At 62.9% G+C, this 16623-nt stretch carries 11 protein-coding genes; 9 read left to right on the forward strand and 2 right to left on the reverse strand.

The genetic code is table 11. The features are described 5' to 3' along the window. Positions 1-182 precede the first annotated feature (182 nt). From ROSMUCSMR3_RS12600 to ROSMUCSMR3_RS12640, 9 genes are all read left to right on the forward strand, one after another. The gene (locus ROSMUCSMR3_RS12600; protein ID WP_081507520.1) at positions 183-2900 is read left to right on the forward strand and encodes a cation-transporting P-type ATPase; all 2718 of its coding nucleotides are present in this window, start codon (positions 183-185) and stop codon (positions 2898-2900) included. Positions 2901-3191: 291 nt separating this feature from the next. Then, complete coding sequence (locus ROSMUCSMR3_RS12605; protein WP_008279442.1) at positions 3192-3767, forward strand: ANTAR domain-containing response regulator; 576 nt, start codon at positions 3192-3194, stop codon at positions 3765-3767. Further along, positions 3764-4933, forward strand: a complete 1170-nt coding sequence (locus ROSMUCSMR3_RS12610; protein ID WP_081507521.1) for a CmpA/NrtA family ABC transporter substrate-binding protein — start codon at positions 3764-3766, stop codon at positions 4931-4933. The genes ROSMUCSMR3_RS12605 and ROSMUCSMR3_RS12610 overlap by 4 nt, the downstream gene beginning before the upstream one ends. Positions 4934-5182: 249 nt before the next feature. Further along, positions 5183-6547: a CmpA/NrtA family ABC transporter substrate-binding protein gene (locus ROSMUCSMR3_RS12615; RefSeq protein ID WP_087148876.1), complete on the forward strand. Its 1365-nt coding sequence runs from the start codon at positions 5183-5185 to the stop codon at positions 6545-6547. 29 nt (positions 6548-6576) lie between these two features. Then, positions 6577-7647, forward strand: a complete 1071-nt coding sequence (locus ROSMUCSMR3_RS12620; protein ID WP_081507522.1) for an ABC transporter permease — start codon at positions 6577-6579, stop codon at positions 7645-7647. Positions 7648-7653: 6 nt separating this feature from the next. After that, entirely contained in the window at positions 7654-9312 is a 1659-nt protein-coding gene (locus tag ROSMUCSMR3_RS12625) for an ABC transporter ATP-binding protein (RefSeq protein ID WP_081507523.1), read from the forward strand. Next, positions 9312-11753, forward strand: coding sequence for a nitrite reductase large subunit NirB (nirB, locus tag ROSMUCSMR3_RS12630; RefSeq protein WP_081507524.1), 2442 nt, complete (start codon positions 9312-9314; stop codon positions 11751-11753). Before ROSMUCSMR3_RS12625 ends, nirB begins: the two co-directional genes overlap by 1 nt. Continuing rightward, the gene (nirD, locus tag ROSMUCSMR3_RS12635) at positions 11750-12097 is read left to right on the forward strand and encodes a nitrite reductase small subunit NirD (protein WP_008279434.1); all 348 of its coding nucleotides are present in this window, start codon (positions 11750-11752) and stop codon (positions 12095-12097) included. The genes nirB and nirD overlap by 4 nt, the downstream gene beginning before the upstream one ends. After that, a complete protein-coding gene (locus tag ROSMUCSMR3_RS12640; RefSeq protein ID WP_081507525.1) occupies positions 12094-14712 on the forward strand; it encodes a nitrate reductase in 2619 nt (872 codons plus the stop codon). The genes nirD and ROSMUCSMR3_RS12640 overlap by 4 nt, the downstream gene beginning before the upstream one ends. A 122-nt stretch (positions 14713-14834) precedes the next feature. Here ROSMUCSMR3_RS12640 and ROSMUCSMR3_RS12645 read toward each other — a convergent pair whose 3' ends face one another. Both ROSMUCSMR3_RS12645 and ROSMUCSMR3_RS12650 read right to left on the reverse strand, forming a co-directional pair. Beyond that, positions 14835-15536: a sirohydrochlorin chelatase gene (locus tag ROSMUCSMR3_RS12645; protein WP_081507526.1), complete on the reverse strand. Its 702-nt coding sequence runs from the start codon at positions 15534-15536 to the stop codon at positions 14835-14837. A gap of 417 nt (positions 15537-15953) precedes the next feature. Next, on the reverse strand, positions 15954-16514 hold the full coding sequence (locus ROSMUCSMR3_RS12650; RefSeq protein ID WP_008279430.1) for a DUF4202 domain-containing protein: 561 nt from the start codon (positions 16512-16514) through the stop codon (positions 15954-15956). Positions 16515-16623: the final 109 nt, after the last annotated feature.

Below are 16623 nucleotides of genomic sequence, written 5' to 3' on the forward strand. Positions count from 1 at the left end.
GCCTCCGACCTGGTGCACTATGCTGGCAGATGTTGCCCCGAGTTTAACCATTCGAGAGTTGCGCGTCGGGGGCATGACCAAGTTTTCATGAGAATGGCACAAACGCTTCGGCAAAACTCTCACGTCACCCTGGACGGCACGCGCGTCCCCGCCGCAGTTTTAACCACGTCAAGGAGAGCAGGATGACCGACGCGCGTCAAACAGCCGCCATGCACGCAACATCCCCCGAAAGCGCCCTTGCCGCGCTCGATGTCACGCGCGACGGGCTGAGATCACAAGACGCCGCCCGCCGTCTGGCGGCCCATGGCCCAAACCGTCTGCCAGAGCCGCCCAGACGCAATCCGATCCTGCGGTTCCTCGGCCATTTCCACAATGTGCTGATCTACGTTCTCCTTGCCTCTGCGATGGTGACGGCGGCCTTGGGGCATTGGGTCGATACCGGGGTGATCCTTGCTGTGGTTCTGGTCAATGCCCTCATCGGCTTTCTTCAAGAAGGCCGGGCCGAACAGGCGATGGCGGCACTTCGCAAGATGCTCGCACCGAACTGCGCCGTTCTGCGCGATGGTCAAAGGCTCAGTATCGACGCCGCTGATCTGGTGCCGGGCGACATCGTGCTGATCGAGGCGGGTGATCGGGTGCCTGCCGATCTCCGGCTGATCGAGGCGCGCGGCCTCAAGGCCGAAGAGGCGATCCTTACGGGCGAATCCGTGCCCACCGACAAGACAATTGCGCCGGTGCCCCAAGATGCGCCGCTTGGCGATCAATCGTCGATGCTGTTTTCCGGCACGTTCATCGCATCGGGCACGGGGCGCGGTGTGGTCACGGCCACCGGTGGTCACAGCCAGATTGGTCGGATCAGTGGCATGTTGGGCAGCATCGAGACGCTGACCACCCCACTCGTGGCGCAGATGGATCTGTTCGCGCGTTGGCTTTCGGTATTCATCCTCATGGTGGCCGCCGCGCTGCTGGTTTACGGATATTTCGTGGGGCATCTGCCATTTCGCGAATTCTTCATGGCGATTGTCGGCCTCTCTGTTGCGGCCATTCCCGAAGGCCTGCCCGCCGTCCTCACGATCACGCTTGCCGTCGGTGTAACGGCGATGGCGCGGCGCAATGCAATCATCCGCCGCCTGCCTGCGATTGAAACGCTGGGGTCAGTGTCTGTGATCTGCTCGGACAAGACCGGCACGCTCACGCGCAACGAAATGATGGTGGTGGCGCTGGCCCCGGCAGGGCACGTGGTCAAGGTCAGCGGCAGCGGCTATGCCCCGCACGGCGCATTGCGCGGGCCTGATGCCGATACAGCCCCCGCCGACCAGATGGTTTTGCAGGACTTTGCCCGCGTGGCAGCACTTTGCAACGATGCCATGCTGCATCCCCATGGCGATGCGTGGCACGTTGAGGGGGATCCGATGGAGGGCGCCTTGTCGGCCTTGGCCGGCAAGATCACAGGTCAGGGTCACAGATCTTTTCAAGACTGGATACGCAGTGATGCGATCCCCTTCGATGCGGCGCATCGCTACATGGCGACGCTTGATCGTGATCCAGAGGGCCGCTTGTGGATTCATGTCAAAGGCGCCCCCGAGGCGGTGTTGAACCTTTGCGCCGACCAGCGCATAGCCGGGCACAAGACAGAGCCGCTCGACCGTGCCTATTGGCATGCCAAGATCGAAGACTTCGCCTCAGAAGGGCAGCGCGTGATTGCCGTTGCTACAGGCACCGCCCCCGTCACGCAGACTGGCCTCACCCACTTGGGCCTTGACGCGCATCTCACCCTGATTGGTCTCGTCGGGCTTGTGGATCCCCCCCGCCCCGAGGCGATTGCAGCGGTTACCGAATGCCATGCCGCCGGAATCCGGGTCAAGATGATCACCGGCGATCATGCCGCGACGGCCCGCGCCATTGGCGGAATGATCGGGCTCAGAAACAGCGCGCGCGTGCTGACCGGCGCTGATCTTGCGGCGATGGATGACGCAGAGCTTGCCGAGGCGGCGCTTGCGACCGATATTTTCGCCCGCACCTCTCCTGCGGACAAGCTGCGCCTTGTCACCGCGTTGCAGGCGCGCGGCCTGGCCGTGGCCATGACCGGCGATGGGGTAAACGATGCCCCCGCCCTCAAGCGCGCAGATGCCGGGATCGCCATGGGCCTCAAAGGCAGCGAAGCCGCAAAGGAAGCCGCCGATCTGGTTCTGGCGGATGACAATTTCGCCTCCATCGCCGCCGCAGTGCGCGAGGGCCGGACCGTTTACGACAATATCAAAAAGGTGATCAGCTGGACGCTGCCCACAAATGCGGGCGAGGCGATGACGATCATCGTGGCCTTGTTTGCCGGGATGGCCCTGCCGATCACGGCTGTGCAAATCCTCTGGGTCAACCTCATCACCGGCGTCACCCTTGGTCTGGCGCTCGCGTTTGAGCCGTCAGAGCCCGGCACCATGCGCCGCCCACCCCACCCACGCGGGGCACCGCTTTTGACCGGTACGCTGATCTGGCAGATCGCCCTTATCTCAACTCTGATCTCGATGGCGGTTTTCGGGATGTATTTCTATGCAACTGACAGGGGGTATCCGGTTCCTCTCGCCCAGACCATCGCGATGAACACCCTCGTTGTGCTTCAGATTTTCTACCTGTTCTTCATCCGCAACATCTATGGCACCTCCCTCACTTGGGCCGCAGCAAAGGGCACACCGATTGTCTGGGCCTGCGTTGCCGCCGTCACTGTGGCACAGGTCGCAATCACCTACCTGCCGCCGTTTCAGGCGATCCTCGGCACCCAGGCCGTGCCCCTCTTCGACGGGATGCTGATCCTTGTGATCGGGATCGCTTTCTTCGCGCTGATAGAAACAGAAAAGCAGATGCGGCTTGCCGTCTTGCCACTCAAGCCAGATCGGCACGTCTGAACCGCCTAGGCGCTTCAGATACATCTAAGACAATCGTGCAGATCCCACAGCGCGCCGGGCGTAACGCGATCCTGTGATGGGCTATAAAATCCGTGACTGGATTGCCCAACACTCCGCCGAACAAGGGCTCATCGCCCGGCTTTGCAGTTCTGCCTGCCTTATAGGCGGTTTGCCTGCGAAGCACGCAAAACGGGCGATGCTCCGGCCCGGTGCGATGGGTATCCCGCCAAAAGCGATTGCACTTGCCCACCGCCCATGACCTCCAACGGGGCACGGCAGCGAGCGCAGGGCATGAAACTTCACATCGTTATTGTAGAGCCAGACGAAACCCGCGCCAAACTGGTGATCGACAGCCTGCAACCGCTTGGCCACCAGGTGACGGTCATTGCCGAACCGGCAGGCCTCTCCCGGCGTGTATCTGATATTGCCCCCGATATCGTGCTGATAGACATGTCCAACCCATCGCGCGACACGCTCGAGGAAATGGCCCTTGCCTCTGGTCCGATGGAGCGGCCTGTCGCCTTTTTTGTTGACCGCACGGATAGGGATTTGACGAAACAGGCGATCGAGGCTGGCGTATCGGCCTATGTCGTGGACGGGTTGCAGCCCGAGCGTGTGGCCTCTGTGATGGACGCCGCCATTGCCCGTTTCCAGATGTTCCGTCGCATGCGGAGGGAGCTGGAAACCACCCGCCGCGCGCTGGAAGAGCGCAAGCTGATCGACCGTGCCAAGGGTATCTTGATGAAAGCGCGCGGCCTGACCGAAGAAGAGGCCTATGCGCTCTTGCGCAAGACCGCGATGGATCAAGGCCGCAAGGTGGCCGAAGTGGCCAGCGCGCTGGTCACAGCGGCGGGGTTGCTCTCATGACCCTTGCCGTGCTGCGGATTGGTTTTGTTCCGCTTCTGGATATGGCCCCGATTGTCATCGCGCATGAAATGGGATTTGCCGCAGCAGAGGGGCTGGCCTTTGACCTGCGCCGCGCGCCATCATGGTCCAGCCTGCGTGATCTGTTGCTCTGGGGCCAGGTGGATGCGGCGCATATGCTGGCCCCCTTGCCGGTGGCGATGGCCTTGGGGTTGGGCGGCGCTGTGGAACGGCTGGATATCCTTCAGGTTCTCTCGCTGAACGGCGATGTGATCGGCGTTTCGCAGGCGCTTTCTGATCGGCTGCGCGCCACGGGCCATGATTTCGGCTTTGCCGACGCGGCGTGCGCGGCGCGCGATCTCGCTCTGGCGGCGAACGGCGTCTTGCGGATCGGTGTGCCGTTTCCCTTTTCGACCCATGTCGAACTTGTCCGATACTGGCTGCGGGATGCTGATCTGGAATTCGCGTTGAATACCATTCCGCCGCCGCGCATGGCCGAAGCACTCGCCGCTGGCGAAATCGACGCCTTCTGTGTCGGAGAGCCGTGGGGCTCTGTCGCGGTCGAGCAGGGCGCTGGCACGCTCTTGCTGCCCAGCCGCGCGATATGGGCGGTCGCCCCGGAAAAGGTATTGGCCGCCCGCCATGACTGGGTATGCGAGAATCCCTCTCTGACGGGGCGGCTGATGCGCGCGATCTGGCGCGCGGCGCGGTGGCTCTGCCTGCCCGAAAACCGCGCCATCGCCTCTGAAATTCTGGCACGGTCCGAATATGTGAACGCCCCCGCCGAACTCCTGGATCGCGCCCTAAGGGGCGAGATGGTGATTTCCCCACAGGGCGAATTGCGCCGTGTGCCGGATATGATCCGCTTTTTCGATGGCGCGGCCAGCTTTCCTTGGCGGTCCCAAGCGGCTTGGTTCGCCGACCAGATGGCGGCGCGCCACGGGTTTGATCGCAGCCTCAGCCTTGCCGCCGCCAAGGCGATTTGTCGGACCGATCTCTATCGGCTGAACCTGCGATCCGCCGGCGCAGACCTGCCCGGTGCCTCTGAAAAGCTGGAAGGCAGCCTGCTTCACCCGACCGCCGTCGCCTCTGAACAGGGGGAAATGATCCTCACGCCCGATGTATTTTTCGATGGGCAGATTTTCGACTCCGGCCAGAAATTCGGATGATTTTTTAGGCATCAAAGCGCTCGCGCAGAAAAACGCAGGGCCGTCGCGCGCTTTTTTGCTGCAATGCAGCGCCCGTCTTGCCACATCATAGGGACGGGTTGGCAAGGATGCCGATTCGTTAAATCAGGGTCCAATGAAGGACCCCCATGGGCATAGCCGCCTGACCTGCTTGCGCATTCTGCGCAAACGAGGTCGGCGGCTTTTTCGTTTTCAACCCGGTGTTCCGGGCCATCGCCAGAGGAGACCTTCATGATCCGCAAGCTCATTACAACGACCACCCTGATCGCCGCTCTTGCCGCCACATCGCTGCGCGCCGATACCCTGCCCGAAATAGAGGATCTGACCCTCGGGTTCATCAAGCTCACCGATATGGCCCCGCTCGCCATCGCCTATGAAAAGGGCTATTTCGAGGACGAGGGCCTGTTTGTCACCCTCGAGGCACAGGCCAACTGGAAGGTGCTGCTTGACGGGGTGATCGACGGCAACCTGCACGGCGCGCATATGCTTGCGGGTCAGCCCTTGGCGGCGACCATCGGTTTTGGCACTCAGGCGCATATCGTCACCCCCTTCGTGATGGACCTGAACGGCAACGCGACAACGGTCTCGAACGAGGTTTGGGATCTCATGCGCCCCGCCATTCCGTCGGATGCCGAGGGCAAGCCCCTTCACCCCATTTCCGCCAGCGCGCTGCGCCCGGCGCTTGAGGCTTTTGCCGATCAGGGCCGCCCGTTCAACATGGGCATGGTCTTTCCGGTCTCGACCCATAATTTCGAACTCCGCTACTGGCTTGCCGCAGGCGGTATCCATCCCGGTTTCTACAGCACCGACAACATCTCGGGCCAGATCAACGCCGAGGCGCTCTTGTCCGTGACACCACCGCCCCAGATGCCCGCCACCCTCGAGGCGGGCACCATCTCGGGCTATACCGTGGGCGAGCCGTGGAACCAGCAGGCCGTTGCCATGGGCATTGGCGTGCCAGTGGCCACCGATCTGGATGTGTTCCCGATGCGTGCCGAAAAGGTGCTTGGCCTGCGTTCCGACTTTGTTCAGGACAACCCCAACACCGTGCGTGCCCTGACCCGTGCCTTGATCCGCGCCGCGCTCTGGCTGGATGAAAATGACAATGCCAACCGCGAAGAGGCGGTGCAGATCATCAGCCGCCCAACCTATGTCGGCGCGGATGTGGCGGTGCTGCGCAACTCCATGACCGGCACCTTTGAATATGAACAGGGAGACGTGCGGCCGGTGCCCGACTTCAACGTGTTCTTCCGCTACAATGCCAACTATCCCTTCGCCTCTGATGCCGTCTGGTATCTGACCCAGATGCGCCGGTGGGGCCAGATCACGCAGGCGCAAACCGACGACTGGTATGTCGAAACGGCGCGCAGCGTGTTCCGCACCGATCTTTTCGAGGCCGCAGCCCAATCGCTGGTCGAGGATGGTGTGGTGCCTGCCGATGCTTTCCCCTTTGGCAATGACGGGTTCCGCGATGTGGTGGATCACGCGATAGACGGCATCCCCTTCGATGGCCGCGCGCCCAATGCCTATATCGACAGCCTGCCAATTGGCCTCAAGGGCGATCAAACCGTTGTGGGCAACGAGGTGCAGGGCTGAGGCCCCGCCATTGGCAAGGAGTGCAAGACATGACGGCAATCGACCCCGCCCAACTTCAAACCGAACGCCGCGCGCGGCTGTTCACTCGGATCAACAGGCTGGACGGCTGGTTCAAGGTGTTGGGCCTGTCCTTTCTGACCCCGCTGCTCAAGGCGGCGGCAGGCGACAACCCCAAAGCACAGGCCAGACAGATCTGGCAACTTCTGGGCGTGCCGGTTCTGGCGATCCTCGGATTCCTCGTGCTTTGGGGCAATTTGGCACCACGGGTGGAGACATCGCTTGGGGCGATCCCCGGCCCGGCGCAGGTCTGGGAACAGGCGATCGTACTGCATGACGAGCATGTTGCAGAACAGGCGCGCAAGGCCGACTTCTTCGCGCGTCAGGATCAACGCAACGCAGAGCTGATTGCCGCCGGTCAGGCCGACCGCGTGCGCGAACGGCCCTACACCGGCTCGCCCACCTATTATGCGCAGATCTGGACCTCGGTTCAGACGGTGTTCTTCGGCTTTCTGATTGCCACCGCCGTGGCTGTGCCGCTGGGCATTGCGGCGGGGCTGTCGCCAACCGCCAACGCGGCGCTCAATCCGTTGATCCAGATTTTCAAACCCGTCAGCCCTCTGGCTTGGCTGCCCATTGTCACCATGGTGGTCTCGGCGGTCTATGTGACGCAAGACGGCATGTTTTCGCGGTCGTTCCTGACCTCGGCCATCACCGTGACGCTCTGCTCGCTCTGGCCCACGCTGATCAACACCTCGCTGGGGGTGGCCAGCATTGACCGTGACCTGATCTCGGTCAGCCGGGTGCTGAAACTAACCACCTGGACCAAGATCACCCGCCTCGTGCTGCCCTCGGCGCTGCCTCTGATCTTCACCGGGCTGCGGCTCTCGCTTGGTGTGGGCTGGATGGTGCTGATCGCAGCGGAAATGCTGGCGCAAAACCCCGGCCTTGGCAAATTCGTCTGGGACGAATTTCAGAACGGCTCGTCCACCAGCCTCGCCAAGATCATGGTTGCGGTCTTCACCATCGGCATCATTGGCTTTTTGCTGGATCGCCTGATGTATGCGGCGCAATCGCTCTTCACCTTTTCGGACAACAGGTAAATCGCCATGGCCATTCTGGAATTCAAAAACCTGTGCAAGGGCTTCGGCACCGGATTGCAGCGCCGCGAGGTGCTCAGGAACATTACCCTTGCGGTCGAAGAGGGCGAGTTTCTGGCGATCCTGGGCTTTTCCGGCACGGGCAAGACCACGCTGATCAACCAAATGGCGGGGCTCTCCCAGCCTGACAGCGGCGAGGTCTTGTTCAAAAACAAACCCATCACCGGGCCGGGGCCGGAACGGGGGGTGGTGTTTCAGTCCTATTCGCTGATGCCGTGGCTGACGGTTGCGGGCAATGTGGCGCTTGCGGTGGATGCCGTGCACAAATCCGCAGGCCGCGCCGAACGGGCGGCCATGGTGGATAAATACATCGCCATGGTGGGCCTCAGCCACGCCAAGACGCGGTATCCGGCGGAATTGTCCGGGGGCATGCGCCAACGGGTCTCGGTCGCGCGTGCCCTTGCCATGACACCCGAAGTCCTGCTTCTGGATGAACCGCTCTCAGCGCTTGACGCGCTCACCCGCGCCAACCTGCAGGACGAGATCACGCGGATCTGGCAGGCGGACCAAAAAACCGTCGTTCTCATCACCAATGATGTGGACGAAGCACTCTTGCTTGCCGACCGCATCATTCCATTGACCCCGGATGGCACCCTCGGCACCGCCTTCAAGGTCGCGCTGCCGCGTCCACGTATCCGCAGTGCCATGAACAACGATCCAGCGTTCAAGCGACTGCGCGCCGATGTCACGAAATACCTGATGGAGGTGGGCATCGCGTCCAAGGTCGCAGAGACACGGCACTTGCCACAGGTCACGCCCATTCACGGCACGCCCAAGGCCTATGCCGAAGCCGCCAAAAGCCCGCTTGCCGAAAAATATCTCGAATTCTCGCAGCTCTCCAAGGTCTATCCAACCTCCGAGGGGCCCCTGACCGTGGTCGACCGCTTCGACCTCAAGATGAAAAAGGGCGAATTCATCAGCCTGATCGGCCATTCGGGGTGCGGTAAATCCACCGTTCTGACCATGGCGGCCGGTCTCAACGAAATCTCCGGCGGCGCGATCAAACTTGATGGCCACGAGGTGCGCGGGGCCGATCCCGAGCGCGCCGTGGTGTTTCAGGCGCCCAGCCTCTTTCCTTGGCTGACCGCCAAGGAAAACGTGGCCATCGGTGTGGATCGTGTCTATCCGCGTGCCAGCCGCGCGGAACGTCAGGATGTGGTGGAATACTATCTTGAACGTGTGGGCTTGGGCGACAGCATGGACCGGCGCGCTGCCGATCTTTCCAACGGTATGAAACAGCGGGTGGGCATTGCCCGCGCCTTCGCCCTTTCCCCCAAACTTTTGTTGCTGGATGAGCCTTTTGGCATGCTGGACAGCCTGACGCGCTGGGAATTGCAAGAGGTGCTGATGGAGGTCTGGTCGCGCACCAAGGTGACGGCGGTTTGCGTGACCCATGACGTGGACGAGGCGATCTTGCTCGCGGATCGTGTGGTGATGATGACCAACGGGCCGCATGCCCGCATCGGCAAAATCGTGGATGTAAACCTGCCCCGCCCCCGCACCCGCAAGGCGCTGCTCGAACATCCCGACTACTACAGCTACCGCGCTGAGGTTCTGCAATTCCTTGAGGATTACGAACACGGCGCTCACAAGAAAGAGGCTGCATGATGAAACGCAAACTTGTTGTCATCGGCGCGGGCATGGCCTCGGGGCGGGCGCTCGAGCATCTGCTGGCTGCCGATCCCGACGGCTGGGATATCACCCTCTTCAACGCCGAGCGGCGCGGCAATTACAACCGGATCATGCTCTCGCCCGTCCTTTCAGGGGAAAAAACCTATGCGGATATCGTCACCCATGACGATGCCTTTTACGCGCAGCACAACATCACCTGCCGCTTCGGCGAAAGCGTGGTGCGGATCGACCGCGCGGCCAAGCTGGTCTATTCCAATACGGGCACCGCACCCTATGACAAGCTGCTGATTGCCACCGGATCGGCCCCCTTCCTCATCCCCGTCGCAGGCAAGGATCTGCCCGGCGTCCTTACCTATCGTGATATGGACGACACGCAGGCCATGATCGACGCCTCTGCGCGACCATGCGCCAAGGCCGTTGTCATCGGCGGCGGATTGCTCGGGCTCGAGGCGGCGGCAGGTCTCGCGGCGCGCGGCATGGAGGTGACGGTCATTCACCTGATGGGCCACCTGATGGAACGACAACTTGATCCCGCCGCAGGCTATCTGCTGCAAAAGGATCTCGAGGCGCGCGGCATCCGCGTGCATTGCAAAGGGGCCACCAAGGCAATTCTCGGCCAAGACCGGGTCGAGGCCGTGTTGCTCGAGGATGGCACGATCTACGCGGCTGATCTGGTCTGCATGGCCGTCGGCATCCGCCCCGAAACCCGCATCGCCACCGATGCCGCCCTCGAAATCGGGCGCGGCATCTTGGTGAATGACCAGATGATAACCTCTGACCCCGATATTCTGGCCGTGGGCGAATGCGTGGAACATAACGCACAGCTTTTTGGGCTGGTGGCCCCCCTCTACGATCAGGCACGGGTGGTTGCGGCAACGCTTCTGGGACAGGCGGCGGCGTTTCAACCGGCCCAGACCGCAACCAAGCTCAAGGTCACGGGCGTTGACCTCTTCAGCGCTGGCGACTTTGCCGAGGGCCAAGGGCGCGAGGATATCGTGTTTCGAGACCCGGCGCGCGGCGTCTACAAACGCTTGATCATCGAGGCCGACCGCCTGATTGGCGCGGTGATCTATGGCGACACCGCCGATGGCTCATGGTTCTTTGGCCTGATCAAGGACGGCACCCCGATTGCCCCGATGCGCGACACGCTGATCTTTGGCCCGGCCTATCAGGGGGGGGCCCAAACGGACCCTTTGGCAGCCGTTGCAGCCTTGCCGCCTGAGGCGGAAATCTGTGGCTGTAACGGCATTTGCAAAGGCACGATCGTGGCCGCAATCCATGGCGGTGCCACCACCCTCACAGCGATCAAGGCCCAGACCAAGGCCAGCGCCTCTTGTGGCACCTGCACAGGGCTGGTCGAGCAGGTTCTGGCCAGCACGCTCGGCGATGCCTTCCAGAGGCCCGCAGCCCAGCCAATCTGCGGTTGCACCGACCTGACGCACGAGGATGTGCGCCGCCTGATCAAGGCGCGCGGCCTCAAATCCATGCCTGCCGTGATGCAGGAACTGGGTTGGAGAACCTCTTGTGGCTGTCATCACTGTCGACCTGCGCTGAACTTTTACCTGCTCGCCGACTGGCCGATGGATTATACCGACGATGCCCAAAGCCGCTTCGTCAACGAACGCAACCACGCCAATATCCAAAAAGACGGCACCTATTCGGTGGTGCCGCGCATGTGGGGCGGCATGACCAACCCCCGCGAATTGCGCGCCATTGCCGATGCCGCCGACAAATACGCCATCCCGGCGGTCAAGGTGACAGGCGGCCAGCGCATCGACCTTTTGGGTGTCAGGAAAGAAGACCTGCCGCATGTCTGGGCCGATCTGAACGCGGCGGGGCTGGTGTCAGGCCACGCCTATTCCAAGGGCCTGCGCACTGTCAAAACCTGTGTCGGCACCGATTTTTGCCGCTTTGGCACGCAGGATTCGACCGGGCTGGGGATCAAGCTGGAACAACGCCTCTGGGGGTCGTGGACCCCGCACAAGGTCAAGCTGGCGGTTTCGGGCTGCCCCCGCAACTGCGCCGAAGCCACCTGCAAGGATGTGGGCATCGTCTGCGTCGACTCCGGGTTCGAGATCGGCGTTGGCGGTGCCGCCGGGATGGACCTGCGCGAAACAGATCGTTTGGCCAAGGTCGCCACAGAACAAGAGGCGATCGACCTGACCGTGGCCTTTGTGCAGCTTTACCGCGAACACGCCAAATATCTGGATCGCCCCTATAAATGGCTGGCCAAGGTGGGTTTGGCATGGGTGCAGGCGCAGATTGTCGAGGATGCCGCCACCCGCGCCGCCCTGATCGCCCGGTTCGATCTGTCGCAAAGCCTGTATCAACGCGACCCTTGGGCAGACCGCGCCACCCCACAGGCGCAGGCGGATTTCGCGCCGCTGGCCGATCTGACACAGGAGGCGGCGGAATGAGGAGCCCCGATCAAAACTGGCTCGATATCGGCGCGCTAGAGGATATTCCGCAACGCGGGGCGCGGGTTGTTAAGACCGCTCAGGGCTGCGTCGCCGTGTTCCGCACCGCCGACGATCAGGTCTTTGCCCTCTCGGATCGCTGCCCGCACAAGGGCGGCCCCCTGTCAGAGGGGATCGTGCATGGCCATGCCGTGACCTGCCCCCTACATAACTGGGTGTTCAACCTTGAAACCGGGCTGGCGCAGGGGGCGGATGCAGGGGCGGTCGCCACCTACGCGGCACGGGTCGCGGGCGGGCGCATCCTGCTGGATGCGGCGCGCCTCATCCCTGTGGCGGCGGCATGAGCATGCGCACCACCTGCCCCTATTGCGGCGTCGGTTGCGGCCTTCTTGTCTCGCCCGATGGTCAAGGGGGGGCCACGGTAAAAGGCGATCCCGATCACCCGGCCAATTTCGGGCGGCTCTGCTCCAAGGGCACCGCCTTGGGCGAAACCCTCGGGCTTACGGATCGTATCCTGTCACCGCAGATTGGCGGCAAACCCGCCGATTGGGAGACGACGCTTGATCTCGTGGCCAGCCGCTTTCAGGCGGCCATCCGGGATCACGGGCCTGATAGCGTGGCCTTTTACCTCTCGGGCCAGATGCTGACCGAGGATTATTACGCCGCCAACAAGCTCATCAAGGGCTATATCGGCACCGCCAATGTCGATACGAACTCGCGGCTCTGCATGGCCTCTTCGGTTGCGGGGCATAAACGGGCCTTCGGGTCAGACACTGTGCCCGGCACCTATGAGGATCTCGATACCGCAGATCTGGTGGTGCTGGTGGGCAGCAACCTCGCTTGGTGCCATCCTGTGCTTTATCAGCGGCTGGTCGCCGCGAAAAAGGCGCGCGGAACCCGGATTGTGGTGGTGGACCCGCGCCGCACCGCGACCTGTGATAGCGCCGATCTGCATCTTTCCCTCACCCCCGGTAGCGATGCCGCACTCTTCAACGCGGCTCTGGTCGCCCTCGCGGATCGTGGCGCGGTGGACCGCTCTTATGTGGCGCAGCATGTCAGCGGGTTTGACGCGGCACTTGCCGCCGCGCGCGCCAGTGATCCCGGTCTGACGGGGCTGGCCCCCGGTGATCTCGCGCAATTCCTCGACTGGTTCACCACGACGGACCGGGTCGTGACCGTCTATTCCCAAGGGATCAACCAATCCTCCAGCGGCACCGACAAGGTCAATGCGATCCTGAATTGTCACCTTGCCACAGGTCGGATCGGACGCCCCGGCATGGGGCCGTTCTCCGTGACCGGCCAACCCAACGCCATGGGCGGCCGCGAGGTGGGGGGGCTTGCCAATATGTTGGCCTGTCACCTCGACCTTGAAAACCCCCAACACCGCGCCGCCGTGCAGGGGTTCTGGGCCAGTCCCGCAATGCCCGATCAGCCCGGCCTCAAGGCGGTCGAGATGTTTGAGGCCGTGGCAACCGGACGGATCAAGGCGCTCTGGATCATTCACACCAATCCCGCCGTCTCCATGCCCGATGCCGATGCAGTGGCCGCCGCCATCAAAGGCTGTGATTTCGTGGTGGTCAGTGACATCACCCGCACCGACACCACCCGGCTTGCCGATGTGGTGCTGCCTGCCACCGCATGGGGCGAGAAATCCGGCACTGTCACCAATTCCGACCGCACCATCAGCCGCCAACGCCCCTTCCTGCCCGCCCCCGGTCAGGCGCGGGATGACTGGCGCATGATCGCCGATGTGGCCGCGCGGATGGGCTGGGCTGATGCCTTTGGCTGGACCAGCGCCGCCGAGGTCTTTGCCGAACACGCGGCCCTGTCCGGCATTGCCGGCCATCTGGGGCGCGACTTTGACATCTCGGGTCTGGCGCAGGCTGATTATGACGCGCTGCCGCCCACCCGCTGGCCGGTCACAGCCCAGCAACAGGGGGGGCGTTTCTTTGGACAGGGCGGATTCTTCACGCCCGATGGCCGCGCGCGGATGCTGCCCATCTCACCGCGCCTTCCGGTCGCGCAAACCGCTCGCCGCTATCCATTCCGGCTCAATACGGGCCGCATCCGTGACCAGTGGCATACGATGACGCGCACCGCCCTTGCCCCGCGCCTCACCCAGCACATCGCCGAGCCGTTCCTCGAAATCCACCCGCAGGATGCCGCGCGCCTTGGCCTTGCTCCGGCGACCCTCGCCCGCGTCACCAGCCCCCAGGGTGCAGCCATCCTGCGCGTCGCCATCACCGACCGGGTGCAACCCGGCCAAGTTTTCGCCCCGATCCACTGGACCGGCGATACCGCCCCGATGGGCCGCGTCGATGCCCTCATCGCGCCGGTGACAGACCCTGTCTCTGGCCAACCCGAGAGCAAGGCCGCCGTTGTCGCCATCGCCCCGCTTGCCCCCGCATGGTATGGCTTTGCCGTGTCTACCGGCCCGCAACATCCCGATGCAACCTATTGGGCGCGCGCCCGTCATTCAGGCGGCTGGCGCAGTGAATTGGCCGGGCTGGACAGGCCCGAGACATGGGAAGCCTACGCGCGCGCCCTCTTTGATTTGCCCGATGCCATCTGCCTCAGTGTCGAGGATCGCATGCGCGGCACGCATCGCTTGGCCTTGATGCACGATGGCTGCACGCTGGCCGCGCTCTTTATCGCGCCTGACCCCGTGCAGCTTGCGCGCGGCCATCTGGCCGCCGAGGTGGGGCGGGCAGGGGCCTCGCTTCTGGCGGGGCGTCCGGGGGTGGGCACGCTCGATCCCGGTCCGACGGTCTGCGCCTGCCTCAATGTCGGGCTCAATACGATCATGGCGGCGATTGCGGCGCAAAGCCTGACCAGCGTCGAGCAGATCGGCGCAGCCCTGCACGCGGGCACAAGCTGCGGCTCCTGCCGCCCGGAACTGGCCGCGATGCTGGCACTTTCACAGCCACCTCTGGCCCGTCTCAAACAAGCGGCCCCATGACAGCCCGCTCAACCAGCGCCTTTACTGGCGGCAGCCCAGCACGTGGCCCATTCGCGCCAGCAGGACGAGAGTAATCGCCCCGCCCGCGCGGTTGACGGATACAGCAGCAAAAGAGCCGCGCATCAGGCCGCCACCATCGCCCGCGCCAAACTGCGCGCCACCAGCGCCGCCGCTCCCGGCGCACAGCCGATAGGATCCAGCAAAACACCCTGAAACGCCGCCAGATCCAGCGCTTCGGGAACATCGTCCAGAACATGCCCGCCCTTTGCGGCAAAGAACGGCAGGCAAATCGCCGTCGCGCCCAGATCAAACGCCTGATCCGCCAGATAGGGGGGTTCCTCGACAAACCCCACCCGCAATTCCGCCAAGGGCAACACCGCGGCAAGTGCTTCGGCAAACCCTTGCGTATCGCGCGCCGTTTGCGTGCTGCGCCCTGATCCATGCGCCGCCAGAAACACCCGCACCTCCGGTGCCTGCCATCCCCGCGCAGCCATCGTGTCTGTCAAGAGCGCGGCCGCCAAGCCGGGCAATCCGGGGTCAAGACCAAAGGGCGGCAAGACAACCGCGCGCGACCCTTCCAGCCGCTGCATCAATGCATCGCCGGTGAACCACCCCCCCGTCATGAAATAGGGATAAACATGCGCGCCCGGCCCAGCCTCAACCAGCGCCGCCTCCAGCGCGCCGGGCTTGGCCAGCGTGGCCGATCCCACATGCCAGCCGGGCAGAGCCTGTGCCACTTCAGCGGCAAAATCGGCCAGCGCCGCCTCGGCGGGGTCCGGGTCCGAAGGTTGGCCATGGCTTACAATGATTGCGGCGGTGTTCATGGCGGGTTCCGTCCGGGAATGTGATCTTGGTATCGGCAATGTTTGTCCCCAAGGGTTTGCGCATCGGCAGGCGGGTCACTTCGTCTAGCGTGACCGCATCGTAAACGATCCCCGCACCGGCGTCCTGTCAGATGGACACCAAGACATAGCGCCCGTCGTGGGTAAACTCCACATGCGTCACACCGGCCCCGGCTCTGGCCGCAATCGGATGGGGCACGCACCCGTTCTTAACCTTTTGTTCCCATCTCACCTGCTGTCACGCGGTGCATGTTCTGGCGGGTGTCGGCTCATTTTGACGGCTTGGATTTACCATCGCGCTGGCACGTTTCTGCCTGCGCTGGCCGGTGCTCTGTCTGATCGCGAAATGTTCTGGAAAACCTTACAAAATCGCCTCAAGCTTCGTAAGCTCTGTAAGGTTCAAACCCGGAAATGAACGGCCAAACTCTCGGGCAGATCGAACTCCTCCAACACCCGCGCGCGCCCCTCCTCCGACATTTTCAGCGCGGTCTTCGTAACGATCCGATCCAGCTTTTCCGGGTCTTGCGAGGGGGCGAAGGGGGCGAAATACCACTTGAGAAAGGTGAAACAGATGACATCCTCCAGCGCCTGCACGTCCGCATCGCGCTTGATGCCCTCTTTTCGGATCATTTTTCCTGCAATATCAATGTCGTGGCTGTCATAGCCTGCGTCTTGCATGATTTCGCCCACGCGGGCCGCGTGATGCTTGGCAAGGGTCGTGCGCCATGTCAGATATCCGGCACGCCCCTCTGGAAAATCCTGTCTTTTCAATACCCAGCGCTCGATATGCTGGCCGCGCGCGGCAATCTGCAACGGCTCTGATGCCTCTGGAAACAGCCGAGTGCATTCCGCGCTCATCCGTCGCCCATAAAGCCAAGCCGCCGGTTCGCCCTCGCGCAAATCCGGGTCATGACGGTTGGCCGCGTCAATCGCAGCAAGTGCAGTTTCCAGTTTGTTCACAATGCTTTACCCCATGTTTCTGCCGGGTCCTGCTCAGCATAGCCGCGCAGGGCCTCGCTGTCATTGATCTATTGGATCTTGGATCGGTTGGCCCATTTCACGCCGCCAC

This window comes from Roseovarius mucosus (genome assembly GCF_002080415.1).
Taxonomy (GTDB): Bacteria; Pseudomonadota; Alphaproteobacteria; order Rhodobacterales; family Rhodobacteraceae; genus Roseovarius; species Roseovarius mucosus_A.

What these genes read in the sequence shown, in the direction of transcription:
- ROSMUCSMR3_RS12600 (WP_081507520.1), top strand. Translation starts at nt 183, where the DNA reads ATGACCGACGCGCGTCAAACAGCCGCCATGCACGCAACATCCCCCGAA.
- ROSMUCSMR3_RS12605 (WP_008279442.1), top strand. Translation starts at nt 3,192, where the DNA reads ATGAAACTTCACATCGTTATTGTAGAGCCAGACGAAACCCGCGCCAAA.
- ROSMUCSMR3_RS12610 (WP_081507521.1), top strand. Translation starts at nt 3,764, where the DNA reads ATGACCCTTGCCGTGCTGCGGATTGGTTTTGTTCCGCTTCTGGATATG.
- ROSMUCSMR3_RS12615 (WP_087148876.1), top strand. Translation starts at nt 5,183, where the DNA reads ATGATCCGCAAGCTCATTACAACGACCACCCTGATCGCCGCTCTTGCC.
- ROSMUCSMR3_RS12620 (WP_081507522.1), top strand. Translation starts at nt 6,577, where the DNA reads ATGACGGCAATCGACCCCGCCCAACTTCAAACCGAACGCCGCGCGCGG.
- ROSMUCSMR3_RS12625 (WP_081507523.1), top strand. Translation starts at nt 7,654, where the DNA reads ATGGCCATTCTGGAATTCAAAAACCTGTGCAAGGGCTTCGGCACCGGA.
- nirB (WP_081507524.1), top strand. Translation starts at nt 9,312, where the DNA reads ATGAAACGCAAACTTGTTGTCATCGGCGCGGGCATGGCCTCGGGGCGG.
- nirD (WP_008279434.1), top strand. Translation starts at nt 11,750, where the DNA reads ATGAGGAGCCCCGATCAAAACTGGCTCGATATCGGCGCGCTAGAGGAT.
- ROSMUCSMR3_RS12640 (WP_081507525.1), top strand. Translation starts at nt 12,094, where the DNA reads ATGAGCATGCGCACCACCTGCCCCTATTGCGGCGTCGGTTGCGGCCTT.
- ROSMUCSMR3_RS12645 (WP_081507526.1), bottom strand. Translation starts at nt 15,536, where the DNA reads ATGAACACCGCCGCAATCATTGTAAGCCATGGCCAACCTTCGGACCCG.